The 24,973-nt window shown below is 72.5% G+C and carries 18 protein-coding genes; 9 read left to right on the plus strand and 9 right to left on the minus strand.

Annotation, left to right across the window (positions count from 1 at the left end):
• Nucleotides 1–23: 23 nt before the first annotated feature.
• Complete coding sequence (locus ACZ6BB_RS07305) at nucleotides 24–1,625, minus strand: PucR family transcriptional regulator (RefSeq protein ID WP_471614333.1); 1,602 nt, start codon at nucleotides 1,623–1,625, stop codon at nucleotides 24–26.
• A 97-nt stretch (nucleotides 1,626–1,722) separates the two neighbouring features.
• Here ACZ6BB_RS07305 and speB point away from each other — a divergent pair, with 97 nt between their 5' ends.
• Complete coding sequence (gene speB, locus ACZ6BB_RS07310; RefSeq protein WP_471614334.1) at nucleotides 1,723–2,703, plus strand: agmatinase; 981 nt, start codon at nucleotides 1,723–1,725, stop codon at nucleotides 2,701–2,703.
• Nucleotides 2,700–4,385, plus strand: coding sequence for a thiamine pyrophosphate-binding protein (locus tag ACZ6BB_RS07315; RefSeq protein ID WP_471614335.1), 1,686 nt, complete (start codon nucleotides 2,700–2,702; stop codon nucleotides 4,383–4,385). The genes speB and ACZ6BB_RS07315 overlap by 4 nt, the downstream gene beginning before the upstream one ends.
• Nucleotides 4,386–4,397: 12 nt before the next feature.
• Here the strand turns inward: ACZ6BB_RS07315 and ACZ6BB_RS07320 are convergent, their stop codons facing one another.
• On the minus strand, nucleotides 4,398–5,012 hold the full coding sequence (locus tag ACZ6BB_RS07320; protein WP_471614336.1) for a TetR/AcrR family transcriptional regulator: 615 nt from the start codon (nucleotides 5,010–5,012) through the stop codon (nucleotides 4,398–4,400).
• Nucleotides 5,013–5,099: 87 nt separating this feature from the next.
• Between ACZ6BB_RS07320 and ACZ6BB_RS07325 the strand changes: the two genes are divergently transcribed.
• Nucleotides 5,100–6,050 carry an alpha/beta fold hydrolase gene (locus ACZ6BB_RS07325; protein WP_471614337.1) on the plus strand — a complete coding sequence of 317 codons (951 nt, stop codon included), beginning with the start codon at nucleotides 5,100–5,102 and terminating at the stop codon, nucleotides 6,048–6,050.
• A gap of 132 nt (nucleotides 6,051–6,182) precedes the next feature.
• Here the strand turns inward: ACZ6BB_RS07325 and ACZ6BB_RS07330 are convergent, their stop codons facing one another.
• Both ACZ6BB_RS07330 and ACZ6BB_RS07335 read right to left on the minus strand, forming a co-directional pair.
• A complete protein-coding gene (locus ACZ6BB_RS07330) occupies nucleotides 6,183–7,673 on the minus strand; it encodes a hypothetical protein (RefSeq protein WP_471614338.1) in 1,491 nt (496 codons plus the stop codon).
• A 218-nt stretch (nucleotides 7,674–7,891) separates the two neighbouring features.
• A complete protein-coding gene (locus ACZ6BB_RS07335; RefSeq protein ID WP_471614339.1) occupies nucleotides 7,892–8,698 on the minus strand; it encodes an endonuclease I family protein in 807 nt (268 codons plus the stop codon).
• 755 nt (nucleotides 8,699–9,453) lie between these two features.
• On the opposite strand from ACZ6BB_RS07335, the gene ACZ6BB_RS07340 reads away from it, so the two are divergent.
• On the plus strand, nucleotides 9,454–10,824 hold the full coding sequence (locus ACZ6BB_RS07340) for a phosphatase PAP2 family protein (RefSeq protein WP_471614340.1): 1,371 nt from the start codon (nucleotides 9,454–9,456) through the stop codon (nucleotides 10,822–10,824).
• Nucleotides 10,825–11,042: 218 nt separating this feature from the next.
• On the opposite strand, the gene ACZ6BB_RS07345 is transcribed toward ACZ6BB_RS07340, so the two are convergent.
• On the minus strand, nucleotides 11,043–11,408 hold the full coding sequence (locus tag ACZ6BB_RS07345; RefSeq protein ID WP_471614341.1) for a DUF4180 domain-containing protein: 366 nt from the start codon (nucleotides 11,406–11,408) through the stop codon (nucleotides 11,043–11,045).
• A gap of 564 nt (nucleotides 11,409–11,972) precedes the next feature.
• On the opposite strand from ACZ6BB_RS07345, the gene ACZ6BB_RS07350 reads away from it, so the two are divergent.
• The 5 genes from ACZ6BB_RS07350 to ACZ6BB_RS07370 all read left to right on the plus strand — a co-directional run bounded on the left by ACZ6BB_RS07350 (nucleotide 11,973) and on the right by ACZ6BB_RS07370 (nucleotide 19,919).
• Nucleotides 11,973–12,866, plus strand: coding sequence for a serine hydrolase (locus ACZ6BB_RS07350; protein WP_471614718.1), 894 nt, complete (start codon nucleotides 11,973–11,975; stop codon nucleotides 12,864–12,866).
• A gap of 72 nt (nucleotides 12,867–12,938) precedes the next feature.
• Nucleotides 12,939–13,994, plus strand: coding sequence for an esterase-like activity of phytase family protein (locus ACZ6BB_RS07355; RefSeq protein ID WP_471614342.1), 1,056 nt, complete (start codon nucleotides 12,939–12,941; stop codon nucleotides 13,992–13,994).
• 114 nt (nucleotides 13,995–14,108) lie between these two features.
• Nucleotides 14,109–17,849, plus strand: coding sequence for an ABC transporter ATP-binding protein (locus ACZ6BB_RS07360; RefSeq protein WP_471614343.1), 3,741 nt, complete (start codon nucleotides 14,109–14,111; stop codon nucleotides 17,847–17,849).
• Nucleotides 17,850–17,957: 108 nt separating this feature from the next.
• Complete coding sequence (locus ACZ6BB_RS07365; protein WP_471614344.1) at nucleotides 17,958–18,308, plus strand: hypothetical protein; 351 nt, start codon at nucleotides 17,958–17,960, stop codon at nucleotides 18,306–18,308.
• Nucleotides 18,309–18,488: 180 nt separating this feature from the next.
• Entirely contained in the window at nucleotides 18,489–19,919 is a 1,431-nt protein-coding gene (locus tag ACZ6BB_RS07370) for a S28 family serine protease (RefSeq protein WP_471614345.1), read from the plus strand.
• Nucleotides 19,920–20,007: 88 nt separating this feature from the next.
• Here ACZ6BB_RS07370 and ACZ6BB_RS07375 read toward each other — a convergent pair whose 3' ends face one another.
• The 4 genes from ACZ6BB_RS07375 to ACZ6BB_RS07390 form a co-directional block, all read right to left on the minus strand.
• Nucleotides 20,008–20,670: a hypothetical protein gene (locus ACZ6BB_RS07375; RefSeq protein ID WP_471614346.1), complete on the minus strand. Its 663-nt coding sequence runs from the start codon at nucleotides 20,668–20,670 to the stop codon at nucleotides 20,008–20,010.
• A gap of 220 nt (nucleotides 20,671–20,890) precedes the next feature.
• Complete coding sequence (locus tag ACZ6BB_RS07380; protein ID WP_471614347.1) at nucleotides 20,891–22,693, minus strand: glycoside hydrolase family 3 protein; 1,803 nt, start codon at nucleotides 22,691–22,693, stop codon at nucleotides 20,891–20,893.
• Between the two features lie 276 nt (nucleotides 22,694–22,969).
• Entirely contained in the window at nucleotides 22,970–23,899 is a 930-nt protein-coding gene (locus ACZ6BB_RS07385) for an MHYT domain-containing protein (RefSeq protein ID WP_471614348.1), read from the minus strand.
• Between the two features lie 220 nt (nucleotides 23,900–24,119).
• Nucleotides 24,120–24,926 carry a sugar phosphate isomerase/epimerase family protein gene (locus tag ACZ6BB_RS07390; RefSeq protein WP_471614349.1) on the minus strand — a complete coding sequence of 269 codons (807 nt, stop codon included), beginning with the start codon at nucleotides 24,924–24,926 and terminating at the stop codon, nucleotides 24,120–24,122.
• Nucleotides 24,927–24,973: the final 47 nt, after the last annotated feature.

Genomic DNA, 24,973 nt, shown 5'->3' on the forward strand with positions numbered 1-24,973 from the left:
GGACGGACGGCCTCCGCCGCCGCTCACGCCTGCCGCAGCGCGAACCACAACTCCATCCGTACGTCCGGGTCGTCGAGGTCCGCGCCCAGCAACGCCGCGCACCGGCCGATCCGTTGGCGGACCGTGTTGCGGTGCACGGCCAGAGCCACGGCCGTGCGGTCCCAACTTCCGTGCAGGGAGAGCCAGGTGCGCAGCGTCTCGGTGAGGGCGGCGGCGCCCGACGCGTCGGCGAGCGGGGCCAGCAGGGCCCGGGCGTGGGCGGTCGCGTCCGCCGCCGGAACCAGGTCGGACAGGGCGGTACGGGAGCCGTGCCGGACGAGCGCCGCCCGGGTCGCCGCGGCCCGGGCCAGCGCGCGGGCGGCCTGCGCGTCGGCCGCCGGCCAGGCGTGCGGCTCGGCGGGCGCGCTCACGCCGCACGTCCAGCCGGGCTGCCCGGTGACCTCGCGGTCGGCGGGGACGAGGACGCGGACGACGTCGCCGTGCGCGTCGACCAGCGCGGAGCCCAGGGCGGCGCCGAGCGCGGCGGCGGCGAGGGCCTCCGGCCGGGCGCCGCCCTCGGCGGGCCGGGCGTGGACGACGTGCCAGTGGGTGGCCGTGCCCAGGAGGGGAGCGACCTCCCGCGGCTCGGCGCCGAGCAGGAGCCGCACCAGCGCCGACGCGCGGGCCGCGCCGGTGCCGCTCTGGCGTTCGCCGGTGAGGAGGGAGAGGAGGACGGCGGCGACGGAGACGATGGTGTGGTCGCCGGGGGTGCGGTGGGGGGCGGCCACGCCGAGGGCGAAGCCGTGACCAGAGGAGGAGAGGGCGTAGGCGGTGAGGTGGGTGCCGTCGACCGTGTCCGTGGCGGACGCGGGGGTCGGCGTGTGCGGGGCGGGGGACGGGGCGGGTTCGCCGGGGCCGGTCGGCCCAGCGCGACCGGGCCCTTGCCGACTCGGCCCCGCGCCCGGGGCAGGGAGGACCACGGTCGCGAGGGAGGCCAGTGCTCGCGCGACCGCCGCACCGTGCTCGCGCCCGGACGACGCCAGTTCCGTCCCCTCCGGGCCGTACAGCACCGCCCGGCCGTCGATCCGCCGGGCCAGTTGCCCGAGCACCGCGCGGACCGGGTCCGGGCGGGACGCGGCCGCCGCCAGGCCCTGCTGGGCCTCCGTCACGCGGCGGAGTTCGGCGTGGCGGGCGCGGGCCATGAGCTGCCAGACCGCGCGGGCGACGCCGGAGAAGGTCGTCCGGGGCGGGACCTCGACGAGCGGGAGCCCGTGGGCGTCGCAGGAGGCCACCAGCTCCGGCGGCACCATGTCGTGCACCGGGGCGACGCCGAAACCGAGGGCCGCACCGCCGGCCGCGACGATGCGGGAGACGTACGTGTCGAAGTAGCCGCCCGAGCCGGCCGCCTCCGGGATGTGGACACCGGCCGTCAGCAGCAGCTCTCCGCCCAGCAGATACGGGTACGGGTCCGACATCTCCGAGGTGTGCGCCCAGTGGACCACCGTGTCCGCGTCCACCGGGCCGGCGATCTGCCGCAGGCCCAGCTCGCCGTGGGCCAGCAGCGCCGAGAGGGGCACGGGCGGGGTGGGAGGGACGGCGGGGGCGGGGGGTACCGCCGGGTCCGACATCATGTGCGTTTCCTCCATTTCATCCCGCTCGAATGGAGGAAACGTACACTTCGCAGGCGTGCGACGGCGACCTAGGGTCGATGCCCGTCACCCCGCAGAAAGAAGGCAGAGCATCATGAGCGGCAACGAGACGCCCCGCGGCCCCGTCGACTCCTCGCGCATCCCGCGCTACGCCGGTCCCGCGACCTACGCCCGGCTCCCCCGTCTGGACGAGGTGGGCCGCGCCGACGTGGCGGTCGTGGGCGTGCCGTTCGACTCGGGTGTCTCCTACCGGCCGGGCGCCCGCTTCGGCGGCAACGCGATCCGCGAGGCGTCCCGGCTGCTGCGCCCCTACAACCCGGCCCAGGACGCCTCCCCCTTCGCCCTCGCCCAGGTCGCGGACGCCGGTGACATCGCCGCCAACCCGTTCAACATCAACGAGGCGGTGGAGACGGTCGAGGCGGCGGCGGACGAGCTGCTCGGGACGGGGGCCCGGCTGATGACCCTCGGCGGCGACCACACCATCGCGCTCCCGCTGCTGCGGTCGGTCGCCAAGAAGCACGGCCCGGTGGCGCTGCTCCACTTCGACGCGCACCTGGACACCTGGGACACGTACTTCGGCGCCGAGTACACGCACGGCACCCCGTTCCGGCGGGCGGTCGAGGAGGGGATCCTGGACACCGAGGCGCTCTCGCACGTGGGCACGCGCGGCCCGCTGTACGGCAAGCAGGACCTCACCGACGACGCGAAGATGGGCTTCGGGATCGTCACCTCGGCGGACGTGATGCGGCGCGGCGTCGACGAGGTCGCCGACCAGCTTCGGCAGCGCATCGGCGACCGGCCCCTCTACATCTCCATCGACATCGACTGCCTCGACCCGGCCCACGCACCGGGCACGGGCACGCCGGAGGCCGGCGGCATGACCTCGCGGGAGCTCCTGGAGATCCTGCGCGGCCTCGCCTCCTGCCACCTGGTCTCCGCCGACGTCGTCGAGGTGGCGCCCGCGTACGATCACGCCGAGATCACCGCGGTGGCCGCCTCGCACACGGCGTACGAGCTCACCACGATCATGTCCCGCCAGATCGCCGAGGCCCGTAAGGAGAACGAGGGCAAGTGACCCACGACCACGACCTGGTGCTCCGCCCGACCGCCGCCCAGACGGAGGCCGCGCTGAACCCTCCCGCCGGCCGCCACGGCGGAGACCTGGTCGTGGAGACGCTGGCCGGGCTCGGCGCGACGACGGTCTTCGGGCTCCCCGGCCAGCACGCGCTGCCCGTGTTCGACGCGCTGCGCCGTTCCGGCCTGCGCTACATCGGCCTGCGCGTGGAGAACAACGCCGGGTTCGCGGCGGACGCGTACGGCCGGATCACCGGCGAGGCGGCCCCGCTGCTGCTGTCGACGGGCCCGGGTGCGCTGACCTCGCTCGCCGCGCTCCAGGAGGCGGCGGCTGCCTCGGCGCCGGTGCTGGCGATCAGCAGCCAGGTCCCCCGGGCCGGCCTCGGCGGCGGTCGCCACGGCTACCTCCACGAACTCCCCGACCAGGCGGCCTCGTTCAGGGGCGTGGTGAAGTCCGTCCACACGGTCCGTACGCAGTCGCAGATCCCGTCCGCGATCGCCGCCGCCTGGCAGTCCGCGCTGACCGCCCCGCACGGCCCGGTGTGGGTGGAGATCCCGCAGGACGTGCTGACGGCCGAGACCCTGATCCCGGTGGTGACGGGCGGCGACGCCTTCCCCGAGGAACTGCCCCCACGCCCCGAACTGACCGCCCTGGCCGCCCACCTGCTGTCCACCGCCACCCGCCCGGCGATCATCGCGGGCGGCGGGGTCGTCCGGGCGGACGCCTCCGGCAAGCTGCGGCAGCTGGCGGAGCGGCTGTCGGCACCGGTCGTGACGACGTTCGGGGGCAAGGGCGCCTTCCCGTGGACACATCCGCTGTCGCTCCGGTCCTGGCTGGAGGACCGGCACACGACGGACTTCCTGGAGGACGCGGACGTGCTGCTGGTGGTCGGCTCGGGGCTGGGTGAACTGTCCTCGAACTACCACACGTTCAGGCCGCGCGGCCGGGTGGTCCAGATCGAGGCGGACCTCGGGAAGCTGGAGTCCAACCACCCGGCGCTCGGCATCCACGCGGACGCGCGCCTGGCGCTGACGGCCCTGCTGGAGACGATCGAGGAGACCCGTGAGGACGCGTCCGCGCCGGAGCGCGTCCGTGCGGTGCTCGACCGTGTCCGCGCACGCATCGACTCCCAGGAACTCACCCTGGAACAGGACCTGCTGGCGTCCGTCCGCCGGGCCCTCCCGTCCCGCGCGCCGTCGTTCTGGGACATGACGATCCTGTCCTACTGGGCCTGGTCGGCGTTCGACCCCAAGGGCCCCAACACCATGCACTCCGCCCAGGGGTCGGGCGGCCTCGGCTACGCCTTCCCGGCCGCCCTCGGCGCGGCGGCGGCCGACCCCACCCACCCGGTGCTGGCCGTCTCGGGCGACGGCGGCGCGCTCTACTCGATCGCCGAGCTGGCCACCGCCCGGCAGTACGACCTGAACGTCACCTGGCTGATCGTCGACGACGGCGGCTACGGCATCCTGCGCGAGTACATGACCGACGCGTTCGGCGAGACGACGGGGACGGAGCTGTCCCGCCCCGACTACGTGGCCCTCGCGGAGTCCTTCGGCGTACCGGGCGTACGGACGACCCCCGAGTCCCTCGCGGCCGACCTGGCCAAGTCCCTCGCCGCACCGGGGCCTTCGGTGGTCGTCCTCCCGGCGGTGCTGCGGATGTTCGCGCCGACGCACGTCTGACGCGGGCCGGGGTCAGGGGCGCAGGCGGGTGGCCAGGCCCTCGAAGTAACCACGGTGCACGGCCGGCAGGTCCACCTCGCCGGGGTCCAGGAGCCACAGGAGGTGGGCGCCTTCGAGGAAGGCGGCCACCTCGGTCGCCAGGAGGTCCGGGTTCAGGTCCGGGCGGGCCGTGCCGTCGGCGGCCGCTCGGGTGAAGAGGGCCGTGAGGTGGGCGCGCAGGGCTCGGCCCCGGTCGCGGAACCAGGTGTGGAGGGGATAGCCCGGTTCCAGGTTCTCGGCCGTCAGGGTGGTGTGCAGGGCGGTCAGTTCGCGTTCGCCGGCCGCCGTGTGTTCGGCGTCCCGCACGAACCAGTCGAAGGCCTCGTCGAGGGTGGGCTCCGAGGCCGGGGTGGCCGACAGGCGGGCCAGGGCGCGGCGGTCGGCCTCCTCCAGGACGGCCCGGACCAGGCCGTCCTTGCTGCCGAAGTGGTGGATGAGGGCGGAGGGGGTCACGCCCGCCCGTTCCGCGATCGCGGCGACGCCGGTCCCTCGTACGCCCTGCTGGGAGAAGAGCGTGATCGCCGCGTCCACCATCGCGCGACGGCGTTCCACGCCCCGCTGCTGCACCTGTCCCTTGACTCCGGCCATGCGATCAGGGTGCCGGGTGGGGCGGCGGCGCGTCCACCTCGGAAAACCTCGTGCGTGATCTCCGTCGGCCCATTATCTTGAACGACCATGCAGGAAAATAAGAGGGACAACGAGAACGCGTACGCATACGACTGCGCGTACATGACCGGCCGCGAGCGCGTCGTCCGCGTGGACGGGCTCGACCTGTGGGCGGAGGAGTTCGGCGCGCCGGAGCATCCGGCCGTGCTGCTGGTGATGGGCGCGCAGGCGCAGGGGGTCCAGTGGAACGACGGGATCGTGCGGCGGCTCGTCGAGGGCGGGCGCAGGGTCGTCCGGTACGACCACCGCGACGTGGGGCGCTCCTCCGTCGTCGACTTCGCCGTCCGGCCGTACACCGTGGCCGACATGGCCTGCGACGCGCTCGCCGTACTGGACGCCTTCGGGGTGGAGCGGGCGCATCTGGTCGGGGCGTCGCTGGGCGGGATCATCGCCCAGCGGATCGCCGTCACGGATCCGGAGCGCGTGCTGACCCTGACGAGCCTGTCGTCCCAGCCGCTCGGTACGGACACGGCGGCCGCGGTGGGGCGGGCCCTGGCGGGAGAGCCTCCGGAGCCGGGTGAACTGCCCCCGCCCAGCGCCGAGTTGCTGGCCGTGCTCGCCACCACGCTGCCCGACCCGGAGGCGGGAGCGGACCACTACCTCGCCGTGCGGCTCCCGCTGTGGCGGGTGCTGCACGGCTCGGTGCTGCCGTTCGACGAGGAGGAGTACCGGCGCATGGAGCGGCGGGTGTACGAGCGGGCGCGCGATCTGGCGGCCGGGTTCCACCACACCCTCGCAGGGTCGGCCGGCGGGGACGACACGGCGGCCCTGGCCTCCGTCACCGCGCCGACGCTGGTGCTGCACGGCACGGAGGACCCGATGTTCCCGCCGGCGCACGGCGAGGCCACGGCCGCCGCGATCCCCGGCGCCCGGCTGGTCATGGTCGAGGGGCTGGGGCACACCCTGCCCACGGCCCTGGACGCCCGCCTGGCCGAGGAGATCCTGCGGCACACGGCCTGACCGGCGCCACGGCACCGGCACGGCAGCCTCACAGGCACCCGGACGGCAGCCTCACAGGCCCAGGCCCAGGCCCAGGCACCCCACCTGGTCCGGCGTGACCGCGCGCGGCCGTCACGCCGGACCGGGGAGCGGTCAGCGCAGGAACGCGCCGAACATCGCGTCCGTCGCCGGCGCCGAGACGTCGCCCGGGCCGAAGGAGAGCGCCGACGTGGTGGTCACGCCCGTCGCGGTGCCGGGCAGGACCCAGACGGCCCCGTTGTCGCTGTTCTCGGCGGGGGCGCCGACGGCGAGGTCGGGGTGGCCGTTGCCGTCGAGGTCCACCAGAGCCGTGGTGGTACCGAACTTGTCCTCCGCCTCGGCGGCGCCGGGGACCCCGGCGGTGTTCTGGTGGAAGACCGTCGTCCCGGTGCCGGTGATGCCGGCGGCGCTGCCGGGGACCAGGGCGACCGCGCCGGTGTTGGTGATGTCGCCGACGTCCTCGTACGCGATGCCGAGGGCGAGGTCGGCGTAGCCGTCGCCGGTGACATCGGCGACCGAGACCGCCGAGCCGACGAGGTCGCCGTCCTCCTGCGCGCCGGGGAAGCCGGGCAGGTTCTGGTCGAAGGTCTGGACGTTGGACTCCGAGGTGCCGGTGGCGGAGCCGTAGGCCACGCGGACCTGGTCGGTCCAGCCGTCGGCGCCCACGACCACGTCGTCGTAACCGTCGCCGTTCACGTCGCCCAGGCCCGTGCCGGCCGGAGTGCGGGTCGTGTCGTCGCCGGGGGCGAAGCCGCGCTTGAAGCCCGAGGCGCCGCCCAGGAGGAGCCGGTTGCCGTAGGTGCCGTCACCCGTGTAGTGCCACTGGACCAGGTCGTCGCGGCCGTCGCCGTTGACGTCCCCGACCTGGCCGGAGACGACCGGGCCGGTGATGGAGGACGGGCCGTTCTCGCAGCCGTGGCCGGTGGCGCAGGAGGCGTCCTCCTCGTACCAGCCCCACCACAGGGACTTGTCGAGGAGCGGGAGTACGGCCTTGGGCTTGGCCGCGCGGGAGATGGGCCCCTTCCACAGGGCCGCCGGTGCGCCCTCGGGGTCGTCGCCGCTGATGTCCTGGACGGAGAAGAGGGCGAGGTCGGTCTTGCCGTCGCCGTCGAAGTCACCCGCCTGCGGGGCCGCCCCGTACTTGGCGATGCTCGTACCGCCGGTCAGCCCGGAGGCCGACCCCCAGACGATCACCGAGCCCGCCGTGCCGCCGGAGATCACCAGGTCGCCGTAGCCGTCCCGGTCCAGGTCGCCCTTGGTGAACGTCGAGCCGAAGCGCTGGTTCGCGGTGGCGGCACCCGGCACACCGCTCGTCGAGCGGCTGATCAGCTTCTTCTTCGCCGCCGACGCCCCGCTCTTCGAGCCGTACAGGACGGTCACGTAGCCCGCCTTGGCCTTCCCGGACACCTTGGCGTTCGGGGCGCCGACGACCAGGTCGGCGTATCCGTCGCCGTTGAAGTCGTCCGCCACGCCCACCTTCGCGGGGGCCGCCGAGGCCGGTCCGAGCGACAGCGCCGTCAGGCCCCCTGTCAGCAGCGCCACCGCCGCCATGGATGCGCTCAGCCGTGTCGCGCGGATGCTGTGTCGTGCTCGTGCTCGTGACATGCACGTGCCTTTCGGGTCGATGTGGTCCGGCGTGGCGGAGGAGCCGCGTCCGTGTAGTCCGACTCGACCGGGCCTTCATCGGTTGTACGTGCGAATGTCATGGGTCGGTAACTGAGCGATCCCGATCGGGGCGGGTGGCTGCGGCCGGGGAAACGGCGAACCCCCGGCCCGTACGTGGGGGATGTACGGGCCGGGGGGCCACCGCGCTCGGCGGGCGGCTACCAGATCGCCTCGACCCACTCCGGGTGGTCGATGAACGGGTTGCGGTTGTGCTGGTAGGTGTCGTAGATGACCTGGTTGCGCCGCTCCTCGAAGGCGCTCGGCGGGTCCGCCTCGTTCCAGGCCTTCAGGACGGAGAGCTTGCCCATGTACGGGTTGCTGCCGTTGCCCACCTTCTCGTTGGGCTCCAGGTCGGGCCAGCCGTCGTCGCCCTCGTAGCGGACGGCCATGTAGAGGATGATGCGGGCCACGTCGCCCCGGTCCGCGGCGCGCGGCGCGAAGGAGTCGGAGTCGACGGTGCTGCCGCCGCCGTTGGTGACGGAGCTGCCGCCGTTGTCGAAGTCCAGGTTGCCGCGGGTGCTGTTGACCGTCACGTCGCAGGCGCGCAGGTGGTGCAGGTCGGTGCCGGGGCCGATCGCCTCGCCGAAGTCGCCGTGGGACTTGGCCCAGGTGTGCTCGCGGTTCCAGTCGCCGACGTCACCGCCGTTGAGGGACTTGCTGCGGGAGACACCGCTGTACAGCAGGAGCACGTTGCTGGTGTTGTTCGGGTCCTGGTCGGTGACCTTGAGCGCGTTCCAGACCGCGGAGTACGAGATCTTGGAGACGTTGGCGCTGATGATCGTGTGCAGGGAGGACTTCAGGGCCGTGCCGGTCTTGCCGACCGCGTTCTTGTAGTACGTCGCGTCGTAGGCGGTGGTCGTCGCCGAGGCGGGGGAGGCCGTGGCGGCGGGGAGGACGATACCGACGAGCACGGCCGACGTTGCGAGAGCGACCGACTTCCAACTGCGTATCCGCGCAGCGGGCATGAGGGGTGTCCCTTCCCAGAGGGCCGCGCAGCACGAGGAGTTGCTTCGGGGAGTCTCGTTCTACGCGGGTTGACTGTGTGGGCAATCGAGAGATTGGCATGGACGGGTCAGCTCGCGTGTTACGGAGAGAAGGCGATTCGGTGACGTTCTGGCCAACGGGACAACCCTCGTGCCCCAGGCCCCTCTCGCGTGCCCCGGTCCGCGGGGAGACCCCAATTGACGTGGGAAATCAGGTGTGCTGGGCGGGTGCGAGGCGGGGTGGCTGGCCGGTACGTCCCTCGGCCGGTCGCGGGCCGGGGCCGGGCTGGTCCGCCCGAGCGTGCGGCGCGCTCTATGCCTTCTCGCGGCTGTCCCCGATGCTGGTGGGGAACGCGAGGGCGGGCTGGGGGCGAGTGGGGGTGGATCAGTGGACGAGCCGTGGACCGGCTCCGCGTCGCGCGGCGGACGTGGTGCCCGCGTGTCCTGCCGCGAGCAACCTCAAGAGGCGGCCGGCGGTCTTCCCAGGGGCGATCCCGCTCGTGATCCGAGATCCCGCTCGTGGTCGCCGGGATCCCGCCCGTGATCCCGGAACCCGTGTGCGTGATCCTTGATCGTGCCCGTGATCCTTGATCCCGCGCCCGTGGTCCCGGATCGCGTGCGCGGTCCCGCCCGTCGGGAACGGTCCACCCGCCCCCACCAGCCACCGGAAAGCCATGTTGCACACCGAGAAGAGACCCGGCCCCGCGAACGAGACGACGGCCGGATAATTGATATCCATGGTCTCGCGGGTGGTCCCGCGAATAAGAAGCGTGTTCGCGTCCGACAAGTCGCGTCGGCCGAGGGTGATTCTGTGGGCCGTGGCGGGTGTCGCGACCCTCGGATTCATACTCGCGCTGGAGATCGTCTCGCGTGGCTACGGGCTGCCGGGTCCGATCACCAACCAGGCGCGAGAGGTGATATTCGCCCCCAAGTCGGGACCGCTGCTGTACGCCAGTATGGCGTTGACGATGGTGGTGCTCACCTGGCGGCAACGGTTCGTCGCGGCCGGCGTCGCGATCGGGATCGACGTCGTCTTCTTCCTGGTGCGGTGGGCCCTCGACGCGAAGATGATGTTCGGCAACGGTGCGCTGTGGGTGCTGCTGGGCTGCGTGGTCATCGCCCTCACGCGCCGCACCGGCCGTGAACGGCTGCTGCTGCTGAAGGGCGTCGGGCTGGGCCTGCTGCTGGTGACCGGCCGCAAGACCGGGGACGCCTGGCTGCTGATCACGTCCAAGACCCGCCCCACGGTGCTCGATCCGTACCTGGCGACCGCCGACCACGCGCTCGGCAACCCGTCGTGGCTGGTGGGCCGGATGGTCCGGGCCACCGGCCCGGTCGGCACCCATCTCCTCGACTGGGTCTACATCCAACTCGCGGTGGCCGCGGTCGCCGTCGCGCTCTACCAGTTGCGTCATGTGGCCGCCGAGCGCCGCTTCCCGCGCCACCACCTGGTGCGCACGTTCCTGGTGATCGGCCTCCTCGGGCCGGGCATCTACATGATCTTCCCGGTGGTCGGACCGGTCTTCGCCTACGGTCCCGGCGCGTTCGGCACCGGCGGCGGGCAGTGGGCGCTCGCCCACCTGTGGCCCGACGTTCCGCCGCCGGTCGGGGTCCCGCACTCGATGCCGTACGACGAGATCACCCCGCGCAACTGCATGCCCAGTCTGCACACGGCGTGGGCCACGGCGATCTTCATCCACTCCCGCGGCGGCCCGCGCTTCCTGCGCCACGCGGGCACTTTCTGGCTGATCGCCACGCTCACCGCGACGCTGGGATTCGGATACCACTACGGCGTGGATCTCATCGCCGGTGTCGTCTTCACGCTCACCATCGAGGCGGGGCTGCGCACGGCCGACCGCGGCTGGGACCGGTCGGGCGTGTGGCTGATCGTCCACGGCACGACCGTGTTCGCCGCGCTGCTGCTGGCCTATCGCTTCCTGGCGCTGGACATGGCCCGGTACCCGTGGGTGTTCGGACCGCTCCTCCTGCTGATGATGGCCTCGGTCGGCTACGGCTACGTACGCAACGAAAGACGATGGGCCGGGAAGGCCGCGCCGGCACGGCAGCCGGAGCCTTCGGCGGAGCGGCAGCACGAACTGGTCGGATGAAGGGCATGGTCCTCGACAGCGGCTGCTGGGCGTGGTCCGGGGGAGTTCGGCGGGCGACGCGCGGGGGCCGCGCCGAGGGCGGCCCACCGGGCCGTCCGGCCCTCGGCCCGCGGGACGCGACGCGTACGGACGCGTACGGACGCGTACGCGCATGAGATCCTGGCCGGTTTCCGATCACGGCGGCCCCCGCGGGAGCCGCGGGGGCCGCGCCGAGGTCCTCAGGCTCGCAGACGCTCGCGCAGTTCGTCGATGTCGGTCAGGAACCACGTCTGACGACCGCGGTTGCACTCACGGACGAAGTCCCGCAGGGACGAACTGGCCTCCGTGTGACGGGAGATGTCGCCGATCACGGCGAGGCGGACGCCGTACTGGACGAACTTCTGGACGATGTCGCCGGCGACGCGCGTACGCAGCTGGAAGAACGCCTCGTCGAACCGCTCGACGGGGACGACGACCCAGCCGGCGCCCTGGTACCCGGCGTCCCCGATGAGATCCAGGGCGTCGCTCTCGCGGGCGATCGTCCCGCCCTCGGGGGCGCACATCAGCACGGGCACGTCGTGGATCGTCTCCAGGGTGGTCGTCATGACGCCGACCCTATGGTCCGGCGGCGGAGCGGGGGCGCTTTTCCCGCCGCCGCCCCCACCCGTCGCCCCCCACCCGCCGCCGGGGGCCGGGTCACCGCACCAGATCGCCGTGGGCGACGACGTGCTCACCGTGCTGGTGACGGAAGCCCTCGTGGAAGTCGTCCTGCCGCCTTCCGTGCAGGTACTGCGGGAGCAGACCGTCGGGCGGGAGGAGGTCCGGTATCGCCCGGAACAGGGCCGTGGCGACCTTCCCGTACCTCGGGCCCCGCGCGCGTGGGCGGCGAGCAGGTGCCGGCCCGCACTCCTTCCCGGAGGCCCGCGGACCTCCCGAACGGTCCTCGAACTCTCCGCACGGTCCTCGAACTTTCCGCACGGTTCAGAAACGAACTGACGTACAACTATCGTGCATTCTCACGAGTCGACTGTGGTGAACCCGCCCTTGGCGGGTTCCAGTCGCTCATAGGGGATGGGAAAAGGTAGATGACTCACCGGATATCGGGGGTATCCCGGGTGTCGCGTACGTCCAGAGGTGCGCGTGTGATAGCTGCGGGGATCGGCGCCGGGATGGTCGTGTCGTCGGCGGCGGTGGCGTTCGCGCCGGCCGCCGCGGCGGCGCCGGCCCCGCAGGTCAGTTGTACGTCGAAGCAGGCCGGTCTGGCCGACAAGCTGCAGAAGGACATCACCGCCGCGCTGGCGAAGCGGAAGGGGACGGTGGCCGTCGGGCTGTCCGAACGGACCACCGGCACCACCTGCACGCTGCGCGGGGACACGGCCTTCGACTCGGCCAGCGTCGTCAAGGTGACGGTGCTCGCCGCGCTGCTGTTCGACGCGAAGAAGACGAACCGCTATCTCACCGACCGTGAGACCAAGCTCGCCACCGCCATGATCACCAAGTCGGACAACGCCTCCACCAGCACCCTGTGGAAGCAGCTCGGCATGAAGAAGATCAAGGCGTTCCTGACCGCCGCCAAGATGACCCAGACCAAGCCGGGCGCGGACAACTACTGGGGCCTCACCCAGATCACCGTCCGGGACGAGCAGCGCCTCCTCGCGCTGCTCACCGCGAAGAACACCGTGCTGAGCGACAACGCCCGCGCCTACGTCCTCAAGCTCATGAACAAGGTCGTCGCCTCGCAGCGCTGGGGCACCCCGGCCGGGGCGCCCTCCACCGTGAAGGTGCACGTCAAGAACGGGTGGCTGTCCCGTGCCACGCACGGCTGGCGGGTGCACAGCGTCGGCACGTTCAGCGGCGGCGGGCGGGACTACACGATCACCGTCCTCACCCACGGCAACCCGGACATGCAGTACGGCGTCAACACCATCCAGGGGGTCGCCAAGGTGATCCACAAGGATCTCGTGCCCGTCGCCCCGAGCGCCTCGGGTGCGCCGAGCGTGCAGCGCTACGTGCCCACCGACCGGCCCCAGGAGGCGACCGTCCCGGTGCCCGGGAACGGGTGACGCCGCCGTCGGCATCCGGACGTTCACGACGAGGCCATCCGCGGATCACCGGCGTCGTCCTACCGTGACGCCATGTCTCTCAGAAGCCTCGTCGCGTCCCTGACCGCGGGTCTGGCGGCGGCCACCACCCTGGCCGCCGCCGGCCCCGTCCACGCCGACTCGCCGCGCGGCCACGCCTGTTCGCCGTCCGTGTCGATCGAGGCGTACTCCGACGCCCTCGACAGGACGACCTACGAGGGCACCTACGTCGGCAACCTCTCCGGTCTCGCCCGCGACCGCGACGGCTCGCTCCTCGCCGTCTCCGACCGGTCCTCCCTCTTCACCCTCGACCGCCGTACGCTCCGGCCGCGGGGCGTCGTCCCGCTCGCCACGGAGAGCGGCGCCGCGCTCGACTCCGAGGCGCTGGCCGTCGACCGTGACGGCACCCGGCTCGTCACCTCCGAGACCGAACCGTCGGTCCGGCGCTACGACCGCGAGGGCCGGCTCCTGGGCACCCTGCCCGTGCCCGCCGCGCTGCGCGTCGCCCCGGCCGGGCGGGCCGTCGCCAACCAGACCTTCGAGGGACTCACCCTCCTGCCCGGCGGGCGCACGCTGCTCGCCTCGATGGAGGGCGCGCTCGACGGGGACGCCGCCGGGGTCGTCCGCCTCCAGACCTGGCGGCGGCACGGCGGCGCACCGGACTTCCGGCTCGCCGCCCAGTACGGCTACCGCGCCGACACCGGACTCGGCGTCGTCGAGGTGGCGGGCCTGCCCGGCGGGCGGCTGCTGGTGCTGGAGCGGGGCTTCACCGCCGGGGTCGGCAACACGGTCCGCCTCTACGCCGCCGACACGCGCCGCGCCACGGACACCTCCCGCACGGACGTCCTCACCGGGCGGGACGGCGACGGCGGACGGCTCGTCGGCAAGACCCTCCTCGCCGACCTCGTGGACTGCCCCACCCTGGGCGCCACCGCCAGACAGCCCCAGCCGAACCCGCTGCTCGACAACATCGAGGGGATGACCGTCACCGGGCAGCGGTGGCACGGGGGACACGGGCCGGGACGGCTGGACGTGCTGCTGGTCAGCGACGACAACCAGAACGCCGTCCAGACGACCCGTTTCTACTCCCTGCGGGTGCGGATGGCCTGAGGCCCTGGGCTGAGGACCCCCGAGACCCCGCTCCCCGATTGTTGCGGCGGGATGAAATCCGCGGCCCCGCGTGTTGGTCTCCAGCGGAGACCAGGACGAGCGGAGGGCACCGGCGTGACAGCGCAGCAGGGGGGCGACCGAGGGTGGGCGCGCAGACTCGCCGGATACGCCTGGCGGCATCCCAGGGACGTGATCCTCGCCCTCGGCTCGTCCCTCGGCGGTATGGCCGTGATGGCCCTGGTCCCCCTGATCACCAAGGTGATCATCGATGACGTGATCGGGGACCGGACCCGGGACATGGCCCCCTGGGCGGCGGCCCTGATCGGCGCCGCCCTCCTGGTGTACGTCTTCACCTACGTCCGCCGCTACTACGGCGGCCGCCTCGCGCTCGACGTCCAGCACGACCTGCGCACGGAGATGTACGGGACGATCACCGGCCTCGACGGGCGGCGGCAGGACGAGCTGTCCACCGGTCAGGTCGTCGGCCGCGCCACCAGCGACCTCCAGCTGATCCAGGGCCTGCTCTTCATGCTGCCGATGACCATCGGCAACATCCTGCTGTTCCTGATCTCCCTCGTGATCATGGCGTGGCTGTCCCTGCCCCTCACCGTGGTCGCGATCGCCGTCGCCCCCGCCCTGTGGTGGATCGCCCTGCGCAGCCGCGTCAGGCTGCACCCCGCCACCTGGTACGCCCAGGCCCAGGCCGCCGCCGTCGCGGGTGTCGTCGACGGCGCCGTCAGCGGCGTCCGCGTGGTCAAGGGGTTCGGGCAGGAGGAGCAGGAGACCGGGAAGCTGCGGGAGGTCGGCCGGCGGCTCTACGCGGGCCGGCTGCGGACCATCCGGTTCAATTCCCGGTACACCCCCGCCCTCCAGGCCGTCCCCGCCCTCGGCCAGGTCGCGATGCTGGCGCTCGGCGGCTGGCTGGCCGTGCGCGGCCACATCACGCTCGGCACGTTCGTCGCGTTCTCCACCTATCTCGCCCAGCTCGTCGGCCCCGTCCGCATGCTCGCCATGGTCCTCACCGTCGGCCAGCAGGCCCGCGCCGGCACCGAGCGCGTCCTGGAGCTGATCGACACCGAGCCCACGCTCGCCGACGGCACCAAGGACCTCCCCGCCGACGCGCCCGCGACCGTCGAGTTCGACGACGTGTCCTTCGGCTACGCCGACGGGCGCCCCGTCCTCGACGGCCTCAGCTTCGAGATCCGTTCCGGCGAGACCCTCGCCGTCGTCGGCTCCTCCGGCTCCGGCAAGTCCACCGTCTCCCTCCTCCTCCCTCGCTTCTACGACGTGTCCCGCGGCGCCGTCCTCATCGGCGGCCACGACGTCCGCGAACTCACCCTCGACTCGCTGCGCGCCGCGATCGGCCTGGTCCCCGAGGACTCCTTCCTCTTCTCCGACACGGTCCGCGCCAACATCGCCTACGGCCGCCCCGACGCGACCGACGAACAGATCGAGACCGCCGCCCGCGCCGCCCAGGCGGACCGTTTCATCGCCGAGCTGCCCGACGGCTACGCCACCAAGGTCGGCGAACACGGCCTCACTCTCTCCGGCGGCCAGCGTCAGCGCGTCGCCCTCGCCCGCGCGATCCTCACCGACCCCCGCCTGCTCGTCCTCGACGACGCGACCTCCGCCGTGGACGCCCGCGTGGAGCACGAGATCCACGAGGCCCTGACCCGCGTCATGGAGGGCCGCACGACCCTCCTGATCGCCCACCGCCGCTCCACCCTGAACCTCGCCGACCGCATCGCCGTCCTCGACGGGGGCCGCCTCGCCGACATCGGCACCCACGAGGAGCTGGAGCGCCGCTGCGCCCTCTACCGCCGGCTGCTCACCGACCCCGACGAACTCGGCGGCGTCTCACCCGGCCACATCCCCCCGGCCTCCCTCACCAAGGCCGACGACACCCCCGTACGCGACTCGATAAGGGACGAGCTGGACGCCGAGTTCGACGCCGAGCGCGGCATCACGCCCCGGCTGTGGACCGGTGACCGCGAGCCCCGCGACACCGCCTTCGACGGCACCCCCGCCACCCCCGAACTCCTCGCCCAGGTCGAGGCGCTGCCCCCGGCGACCGACACCCCCGGCATCGACGAGGCCCGCGCGGTCGCGCCGGAGGAGTCGTACGGCCTGAGGCGGCTGCTGCGCGGCTTCGGCCTGCCCCTGCTGATCAGCCTGGCGCTCGTCGCCGTCGACGCGGGCACGGGCCTGCTGCTGCCCGTGCTGATCCGGCACGGCATCGACGACGGCGTCTCCCAGGCGGCCCTCGGCGCGGTCTGGGCCGCGTCCCTGCTGGGCCTGGTCGCGGTGCTCGCGCAGTGGGCGGCCCAGATCGGCGAGATGCGCATGACCGGCCGTACCGGCGAACGCGTCCTCTACTCGCTCCGCCTGAAGATCTTCGCCCAGCTGCAGCGCCTCGGACTCGACTACTACGAGCGGGAGCTGACGGGCCGGATCATGACCCGGATGACGACCGACGTGGACGCTCTGTCGTCGTTCCTGCAGACCGGCCTGGTCACGGCCTTCGTCTCCGTCGTCACCTTCTTCGGCATCATGGGCGCCCTGCTCGTGCTCGACGTGCAGCTCGCCCTCGTCGTCTTCGCCACGCTTCCGCCGCTGATCGTCTGCACGGTCTTCTTCCGGCGGGCGAGCGTGAAGGCGTACGAGCTGGCCCGCGAGCGGGTCTCCGTGGTCAACGCGGACCTCCAGGAGTCGGTGGCCGGGCTGCGGATCGTGCAGGCGTTCCGGGGCGAGCGCGCGGGCGGCGAGCGGTTCACGGCCGGCAGCGACAGCTACCGCCGGGCCCGGGTCCACGGCCAGTGGCTGATCTCCCTCTACTTCCCGTTCGTGCAGTTCCTGTCCTCGGCGGCAGCCGCGGCCGTCCTGATCGTCGGCGCCCACCGCGTCGACGCGGGCACCCTGACGACCGGCGCGCTGGTCGCCTACCTCCTCTACATCGACCTGTTCTTCGCCCCCGTCCAGCAGCTCTCCCAGGTCTTCGACGGCTACCAGCAGGCCACCGTCTCCCTGGGCCGCATCCAGGAACTCCTCCAGGAGCCGACGTCCACGAAGTCCGCCGCCGAGCCGCGCCGGGTCCGCTCGCTGCGCGGCGAGATCAGGTTCGAGGACGTGGACTTCGCGTACGGCGCCTCCACCGAGGGGGAAGCGGCCCTGAGCGGTGTGGACCTCACCGTCCCCGCCGGTCAGACCGTCGCCTTCGTCGGCGAGACCGGCGCCGGCAAGTCGACGCTCGTCAAGCTCGTCGCCCGCTTCTACGACCCGACCGGCGGCCGGGTCACGGTCGACGGCACCGACCTGCGCGATCTCGACCTCACCTCGTACCGGCACCGGCTGGGCGTCGTCCCCCAGGAGGCGTACCTCTTCCAGGGCACGGTCCGGGACGCCATCGCCTACGGCCGCCCCGACGCGACCGACGCCGAGGTGGAGGCCGCCTCCCGCGCGGTCGGCGCCCACGACATGATCGCCACGCTCGACGGCGGCTACCTGCACGAGGTCGCCGAGCGCGGACGCAACCTCTCCGCCGGGCAACGGCAGCTGATCGCCCTGGCCCGCGCGGAGCTGGTGAACCCGGACGTCCTGCTCCTCGACGAGGCGACGGCTGCGCTCGACCTGGCCACCGAGGCGCAGGTCAACCACGCCACCGACCGCCTCGCCGGGCGCCGTACGACCCTCGTCGTCGCCCACCGGCTCACCACGGCCGCCCGCGCCGACCGCGTCGTCGTCATGGACCACGGCCGGGTCGTGGAGGACGGCACCCACGACGAACTCCTGGCCCGCGAGGGCCGGTACGCGGCACTGTGGCGCACGTTCGTGGGCGAGCCGGTTCTGAATCCGTAGCGTGTCCCCTTGAGCGCGCAACCGTTCGAGGGGGGTTACGCGTCCGTACATCAGTACGGATGGGTGGCGGGAGGGGCTGCAGTGAGCGGGCGGAGGATACGTCGGCGCGTGGCGCTCGTACTGGCCGTGCTGACGGCCGCCGGGCTGCTGTCCCTGGCGGGGCCGCCGGCGAGCGCGGAGGCGGCGGCGTCGTGCCCCGGGCGCAAGGTGCGGACCCTGACGTTCGACACCGGCACCGTACGGGTCTACCGCAAGGGCGGCCGGTACGTGTGTGCCGTGCTCGTGCCGCGGAAGCAGGCCCGCAAGGGGACCCTGCGCATCCGGGCCCGGGGCGGCCAGTGGGTGCGCAACGAGAAGCACCCCGCCGGTCCCGTGACCGTGCACGCGGGCCGGCGCCCGGTGTGGATCAAGGCGAAGGCCGGCGGCCGGAGTTACGACTCCGGCTGGATCCTGCGCTGAACCGCCCCGCCTCGCCCCGGCCCGCGCCGGGGGCTCCGTCGGGTCGGTGTCCCACACAGGGTTTTCCCTATCCCTCCCATCTGCGGCCGAAAGCAGTCCAGTTGGCCCCATTCTTCCCTGGTGCCCCGGCGGTGGCTCCGATAGCTTCCGGCGCACAGCCGCTGCATAGGGGAGAAACGCATGCGCAAAGCACTCAGGTGGGTGCTGTCGCTCGTGGTGCTCATCGGCACACTGAGCACGGCGGGGGCGGCCACGGCCGCCGGGTCGGACACCGCCGACATCAAGGACCGACTGCTCGCCATACCGGGCGTGAGCCTGATCCAGGAGAAGCCGTACCCGGGTTACCGCTTCTTCGTCCTCAACTTCACCCAGCCGGTGGACCACAGGAACCCGAAGAAGGGCACGTTCCAGCAGCGGATCACCGTGCTGCACAAGGACACGGCCCGGCCGACGGTCTTCTACACCGGCGGTTACAACGTCTCCACCAACCCCGGCCGCCGCGAGCCCACCCAGATCGTGGACGGCAACCAGGTCTCCATGGAGTACCGGTTCTTCAACCCCTCCCGCCCCAACCCGGCCGACTGGTCGAAGCTGGACATCTGGCAGGCGGCCAGCGACCAGCACCGGATCTTCAGGGCGTTCAGGAAGATCTACCGCGAGAACTGGATCTCGACCGGCGGCTCGAAGGGTGGCATGACCGCCACCTACTACGAGCGCTTCTACCCGCACGACATGGACGGCGTCGTCGCGTACGTCGCCCCCAACGACGTCGTCAACGACGAGGACTCGGCGTACGACCGGTTCTTCGCGAACGTCGGCACCAAGGAGTGCCGCGACCGGCTGAACGCCGTGCAGCGCGAGGCGCTGGTGCGCCGTGAGCCGCTGGAGAAGAAGTACGCGGAGGTCGCCGCCGCCGACGGCCTCACCTTCGACACGATCGGCAGCCTCGACAAGGCGTACGAGGCGGTCGTCCTCGACTACGTGTGGGGCTTCTGGCAGTACAGCCTGCTCGCCGACTGCGACGGCGACGTCATCCCGAAGGACGCCAAGGCCGCGACGGACGACGAGATCTGGACGTCCATCGACACGATCTCCGGCTTCTCCGCCTACGCCGACCAGGGCCTGGAGCCGTACACGCCGTACTACTACCAGGCGGGTACGCAGCTGGGCGCGCCCGACATCAAGTTCCCGCACATCGAGAAGAAGTACATCCGCTACGGCTACCAGCCGCCCCGGAACTTCGTCCCGCGCGACATCAAGATGACGTTCGACCCGAACGCGATGCACGACGTCGACACCTGGGTCCGGAACAACGCCAAGCAGATGCTGTTCGTCTACGGGCAGAACGACCCGTGGGGCTCCGAGCCGTTCCACCTGGGCAAGAAGGCGCGCGACTCGTACGTCTTCACGGCACCCGGCGCCAACCACGGTGCCAACGTCGCCGGTCTCGTCAAGGCGCAGAAGGACCTGGCCACGGCCCGGATCCTGAAGTGGGCGGGCGTCGCCCCGGCCGCCGTCCAGGCCGACCCGAGCAAGGCGAAGCCGCTGGCGAAGTTCGACTCCAAGCTCGACAAGCGTGACGTCGAGCGGGAGATGACGCTCCGGCCGTAACCTGCGGGAGCAGCAGGCGGGTCGGGCCCGGTTGCCACCGTCCGGTGGCAGCCGGGCCCTGTCGTTACCCCTCCCTCGCACCGGCCCCTCACACCGGCACCGCGCAGCCCACCGGCCACTCCCCGCCCAGTCGTACGTACAGGTCCGTGGCGGCCGGACACCGCGTCCTCGTGTCGACGGCCGTCGTCACCTCGTACTCCGGGTCGTGCCTGCCCCGGCCGTCGCAGGCCGTCTCGCGGACCTCGCCCCGCCCGGCGCCGTAGACACAGTCGCCCACGATGGTGCGGGGGCCGCCTCCGCCGCCGGGATCGCCCGGGTGCGGCGGCTGCAGCTTGCGCATACAGGCGTAGCCCTGCGGCACGGAACCGTCGCCGTCCTCGTCCTCGCCGGACGCACCCGACGCACCCGACGCACCCGACGCACCGGGCCCGTCGGACCCGTCCGGGGCGGGCCGGGACTCGCTGATGTGGAGGACGAAGTCGGTGGTCGGCGGGCAGGGCGGCCCCTGACCGACCCGGTCGTCGTGCCGCGCCACCACCCGGGCCGCGGCCCGTTCGCCCGCGCAGGGCACCTCGGTGTAGCTGGTCGTCCCGAACGAACTGCACTCGTCGACGCCGAGGAACACCGTCCCGTACCCGGACGGCAGGGTCGGCACGGCCGTGGTCGTCCGCTCCCCGGACTCCTCACCCGTCCCGCCGGACCAGCCCTGGCACCCCGACAGCGCGGCGACCGTCAGGACGACCGCGGACATCAGCACTCCTGCGCGCACCATTCGAACGCGACGCACCCCTCGCATGGCCACCCCCCGATGAACCCCCGTCCAGCGTGACCTCGGGAGAGGGGTCACGCCGGACATATCGTGCGCTTTGCGCCAGTTGGGGGCGGTGTGCGAATCGTGCGGCGTAGGCCCCCTACGTCAGGAGGCGTACGTCTGGGCCCGTGCGTCGGCTCCGCGGCTCAGGCTCCGCGGCTCAGGCTCCGTACGTCAGACCGTGCCCGATCGGGTAGAGCACCCGCGCCGGGTCGTCGGCCCGTTGCACCGGCACCGGCAGCTTCCCGCGCGGCGCGACCCGCCCGGCCAGCACCCGTGCCGCCGCCCGCACCTCCACGTCCGTCCAGGAGTACGACGCCACGCAGCCCTTCACCCCGGGAAGGTGGGCCACGTCGTACGGGTTGCGGACCGCGACCGCCACCACCGGGACCCCGGTGGCGAGGAGCCGTGCGACGAGGGTCTTCTGCGTACCGGTCGCCGTCACGTTGTACGTCGCCACGACCACCGCGTCCTGGCCGGCCGCCGCCGCGACGGCCTGATCGATGACCGCCTGGGTGGGGGCCGTACCGGTCGACAGCCGGGTCGTCGTGAAGCCGAGGGAAGTGAGTTCGGCGGCGAGGACGGCCGTCGGCGGTCCCGTGGTGCCCGTCGGGGACGCCGGGTCGGCGCCGACCACCAGCACCTTGCGGTGCCTGCGGCGGTTCAGCGGCAGCAGCGCGCCCTCGTTGGCCAGGAGGGTCGTGGTCCGCTCGGCGATCCTGTCGGCGGCGTCGAGGTGCCGCGCGGTCCCCACCACCCGGTCGACCCCGGCGTCACTCACGTACGGCCGCTCGAACAGCCCCAGCTTCGCCTTGAGCCGCAGGATGCGCAGGAGCGAGGCGTCGAGACGGGCCTCGGTCAGCTCACCGGCGTGCACGGCGGCGAGGACCGCGTTCCATGCCACGTCGATCGAGGGCGGGTTGAGCAGCTGGTCGACACCGGCCTTCAGTGCCAGCACCGGCACCCGGTCGTCGCCGTACTTCTCCCGGACGCCCTGCATGCCGAGCGAGTCGGTGACCACGACCCCGTCGTAGCCCAGCTCGCCGCGCAGGATGCCGGTGATGATCGGGCGGGACAGGGTGGCCGGGTCGCCGGAGGGGTCCAGGGCGGGGACCATGATGTGCGCGGTCATGATCGAGTCGATCCCGGCGCGGATCGCGGCCCGGAACGGCGGGGCGTCGAGGGCCGTCCACTGCTTCCGGGTGTGCTCGATGACCGGGAAGCCGTAGTGGCTGTCGACGGCCGTGTCCCCGTGCCCCGGGAAGTGCTTGGCGGTGGCCGCGACCCCGGCCTCCTGATACCCCTTCACCTGCGCGGCGACCAGCTTCGATACGGCCTTCGGGTCGGCGCCGAAGGAGCGTACGCCGATGACCGGGTTGGCGGGGTTGACGTTCACGTCGGCGACCGGCGCGTAGTCCTGCCGGACGCCGAGCGCGCGCAGTTCGGCGCCGCTGATGCGGCCGGCCTCGCGGGCGTCGGTCCCGGAGCCGCCCGCGCCGAGGGCCATCGCGCCCGGCAGCAGCGTGGCGGGCCTGCCGACCCGGGCCACGATGCCGTGCTCCTGGTCGGTGGAGACCAGCACGGGCAGGCCGCGGGGGAGGGCGAGGGAGGCGCGCTGGATGCCGTTGCCCAGGGCGGCGATCTGGTGGGGGTCGCGGGTGTTGTGCGCCCACGAGAAGTAGATGATCCCGCCGACCCGGTACTTCGCCAGCAGCTCGGCGGCCGTCCGGACGCCCAGCTCCTGGAGGTTGGCGTCGATGTCGGCCTGGTCGGGCGCGGTCGCCGAGTGCCCGTAGACCCGCATCACGAAGAGCTGGCCGACCTTCTCCTCCAGGGGCATGCGCGAGATGAGACGGCGGAGTCGCTTGTCGTCGGGGCCGCTGCCGGCCTGTGCGTCGGTGCCGAGGGCCAGGGCCGTGGTGACGCCCGCCGTGGCGGCGAGAAGGGTTCGTCTGGAGGGCACGTGCGGCGCTCCTTCCGGAGGGGGAGAGAGGGAGCTGCGGACTGAAGAAAACTTCCAGGGTGCCACGATTATCCGGAAAGTTTCTTCCGGTCAAGGGAACGGGGGTGCTCGGCGGGGCGGAGCAGGGTGGGGTGGAGCGGGTGGGGGTGGGTTCGGGTGCGTTCTCGGGGGCGGGTCCGGTGGGCTTCTCGCGCAGTTCCCCGCGCCCCTGGGAAGCAGGGGCTGCGCCCCGTGCTTTTCAGGCCCGCGGGGCCGTGTCTTCACGCACCCCCCTCGTCACCACTGCTGGGCGCGGTCTCCGGTCCGGCGGGGCTGGGGCTCGGCGCGGCGGGGGCGGGGGTCGAAGAGGGAGCCGGTGGAGTCGTCGTCGGGGTGCGGGAGCGGGACGTCGGGGCGGTCGGCGAGCCGGGACTGCCGCGGGGCGTCGGGCTCGCGCTGCCGGCCGCGCGCGGCGGACCGGTCCCAGTCGCCCTCGCCGAGCACCAGCATCGGGTCGAACATCACGACCACCCCGGCGAGCAGCAGGAAGATGGCCGGCCCGATGAGCATGGGCAGCAGGATCGACGTGGGCGACTCGCCGGTGGGCGTGCCGGGGGCCGTGCTGTGCAGATGCACCCCCACCGCGGCCATGCCCGTGTAGTGCATCCCGGACACGGCGACCCCCATCACCAGGCTGGCGCCCAGGCTGGTCAGGAAGCCCCGGATCGACACGGCCGCCCAGAGCGCGGCGGTCGCGGCGACGATGGCGATGCCGATGGAGAGGGCGACGACGGCGAGGTCGTAGCGGATGTAGCCGTTCAGCTGGATGGCGGCCATGCCCAGGTAGTGCATGGCCGCCACCCCGAGGCCGGTGACGCATCCCGCCGAGCACAGGGAGGCCGTGCTGACCCCGCGGTAGCCCACGGCGAAGACCCCGATGCCGACGACGGAGACGGCCACGACGAGGCTGAGCACGGTCAGCCCGACGTCGTAGTGGATCTCGCTCTCCTTGACCCGGAACCCGAGCATCGCGATGAAGTGCATCGTCCAGATGCCGCAGCCGATCGAGGCGGCCCCGAGGGCCAGCCAACCGGGTTTCCAGGACTGCTCGTTGTAGACCGACCGCACGACGCAGCGCAGGCCGAGCGCCGCGCCCAGGCAGGCCATGACATAGGCGGCCACCGGGGTGACCGCGCCGTAGCTGAAACCGTCGACCGTGCCTTGCATATGCCAAATACCCCCGATACGTGGCCAGTTGCGCCAGCCGTCGCGGGAGGTAAGTCTGCTGTAAGGGCGGGTCGCAGCGCTCCGTTTTCCCGGAGTTACTGTCGGTACTTGTTCGGGGCGTGATCGACTTTGGGTGAGTGGATACTGATTCGCGGTCAAAATCCGCGCCACCGCAAAGGACAGGGGCCTGAGCTTGACGTTTCAAGCTCAGGCCCCTGCTTTACGCGGCGTCGTTGAGGAGTCGTCCGAGGTGCTCCCGGCCCGCCGCCAGCAGCTCCGGCAGCGGCGCGGCCTCCTCGTACCACCGCTTCTCGTACTCCCAGCACAGCCACCCGTCCCAGTCCTTGCGGGACAGCAGTTCGACGCATTCGCCGAGCGGCAGGACGCCCGCGCCGAGCGGGAGCGGGGTGGTGTCCTCGGGGGAGGCGATGTCCTTGACCTGGACGTACCCGAGGAAGGGGGAGAGGGCGGCGTAGGACTCGGCGGGCTGTTCGCCGCCGAGCCAGGTGTGCATCACGTCCCAGAGCGAGCCGACACTGCCGTGGCCGACCGGGCCGAGCACCCGGATCGCGTCGGCGCCGGTGCGGTGCGAGTCATGGGTCTCCAGCAGGATCCGGACGCCCCGGTCGGCCGCGTCCTCCGCGGCCGTGCCGAGCCGCCGCGCCGCGATCGCGTCGGCCTCGTCCGCGCTCTGGCCGCCGGCCGGGTCGGCGCCGGGGAAGACGCGGACGAAGGGGGCGCCCAAGTCCCGGGCCAGGTCCAGGAGGCCGCGGATCTCGTCCAGTACGGGACCGTCCTCGCCCGGCGCGGCGACGCGGGCGTACCCGGCGAGTCCCAGGATCTCCACCCCCGCCGCCTTGAACTCGGCGGCCACCTCGGCGCGTTCGCCGGCCCCGATCCCCGGATGCACCGGCTCCTCGGGATGGGCGCGCAACTCGACGCCGTGATAGCCGTGCGTGACAGCGAGCCGTACGACGTCGGCGACGGGGAGACCGGGGACACCGAGAGTGGAGAACGCGAGTTTCATGCCTTCGGACCGTACACGCCGTCCGGCGAGGTGCGGCACCCCGCCGG

This window comes from Streptomyces sp. NPDC041108, assembly GCF_055592645.1.

Coding starts and splice junctions, on each gene's coding strand:
- ACZ6BB_RS07305 (WP_471614333.1), bottom strand. CDS start 1,625: ATGGAGGAAACGCACATGATGTCGGACCCGGCGGTACCCCCCGCCCCC.
- speB (WP_471614334.1), top strand. CDS start 1,723: ATGAGCGGCAACGAGACGCCCCGCGGCCCCGTCGACTCCTCGCGCATC.
- ACZ6BB_RS07320 (WP_471614336.1), bottom strand. CDS start 5,012: ATGGCCGGAGTCAAGGGACAGGTGCAGCAGCGGGGCGTGGAACGCCGT.
- ACZ6BB_RS07325 (WP_471614337.1), top strand. CDS start 5,100: ATGCAGGAAAATAAGAGGGACAACGAGAACGCGTACGCATACGACTGC.
- ACZ6BB_RS07330 (WP_471614338.1), bottom strand. CDS start 7,673: ATGTCACGAGCACGAGCACGACACAGCATCCGCGCGACACGGCTGAGC.
- ACZ6BB_RS07335 (WP_471614339.1), bottom strand. CDS start 8,698: ATGCCCGCTGCGCGGATACGCAGTTGGAAGTCGGTCGCTCTCGCAACG.
- ACZ6BB_RS07340 (WP_471614340.1), top strand. CDS start 9,454: ATGGTCTCGCGGGTGGTCCCGCGAATAAGAAGCGTGTTCGCGTCCGAC.
- ACZ6BB_RS07345 (WP_471614341.1), bottom strand. CDS start 11,408: ATGACGACCACCCTGGAGACGATCCACGACGTGCCCGTGCTGATGTGC.
- ACZ6BB_RS07350 (WP_471614718.1), top strand. CDS start 11,973: ATGGTCGTGTCGTCGGCGGCGGTGGCGTTCGCGCCGGCCGCCGCGGCG.
- ACZ6BB_RS07355 (WP_471614342.1), top strand. CDS start 12,939: ATGTCTCTCAGAAGCCTCGTCGCGTCCCTGACCGCGGGTCTGGCGGCG.
- ACZ6BB_RS07370 (WP_471614345.1), top strand. CDS start 18,489: ATGCGCAAAGCACTCAGGTGGGTGCTGTCGCTCGTGGTGCTCATCGGC.
- ACZ6BB_RS07375 (WP_471614346.1), bottom strand. CDS start 20,670: ATGTCCGCGGTCGTCCTGACGGTCGCCGCGCTGTCGGGGTGCCAGGGC.
- ACZ6BB_RS07385 (WP_471614348.1), bottom strand. CDS start 23,899: ATGCAAGGCACGGTCGACGGTTTCAGCTACGGCGCGGTCACCCCGGTG.
- ACZ6BB_RS07390 (WP_471614349.1), bottom strand. CDS start 24,926: ATGAAACTCGCGTTCTCCACTCTCGGTGTCCCCGGTCTCCCCGTCGCC.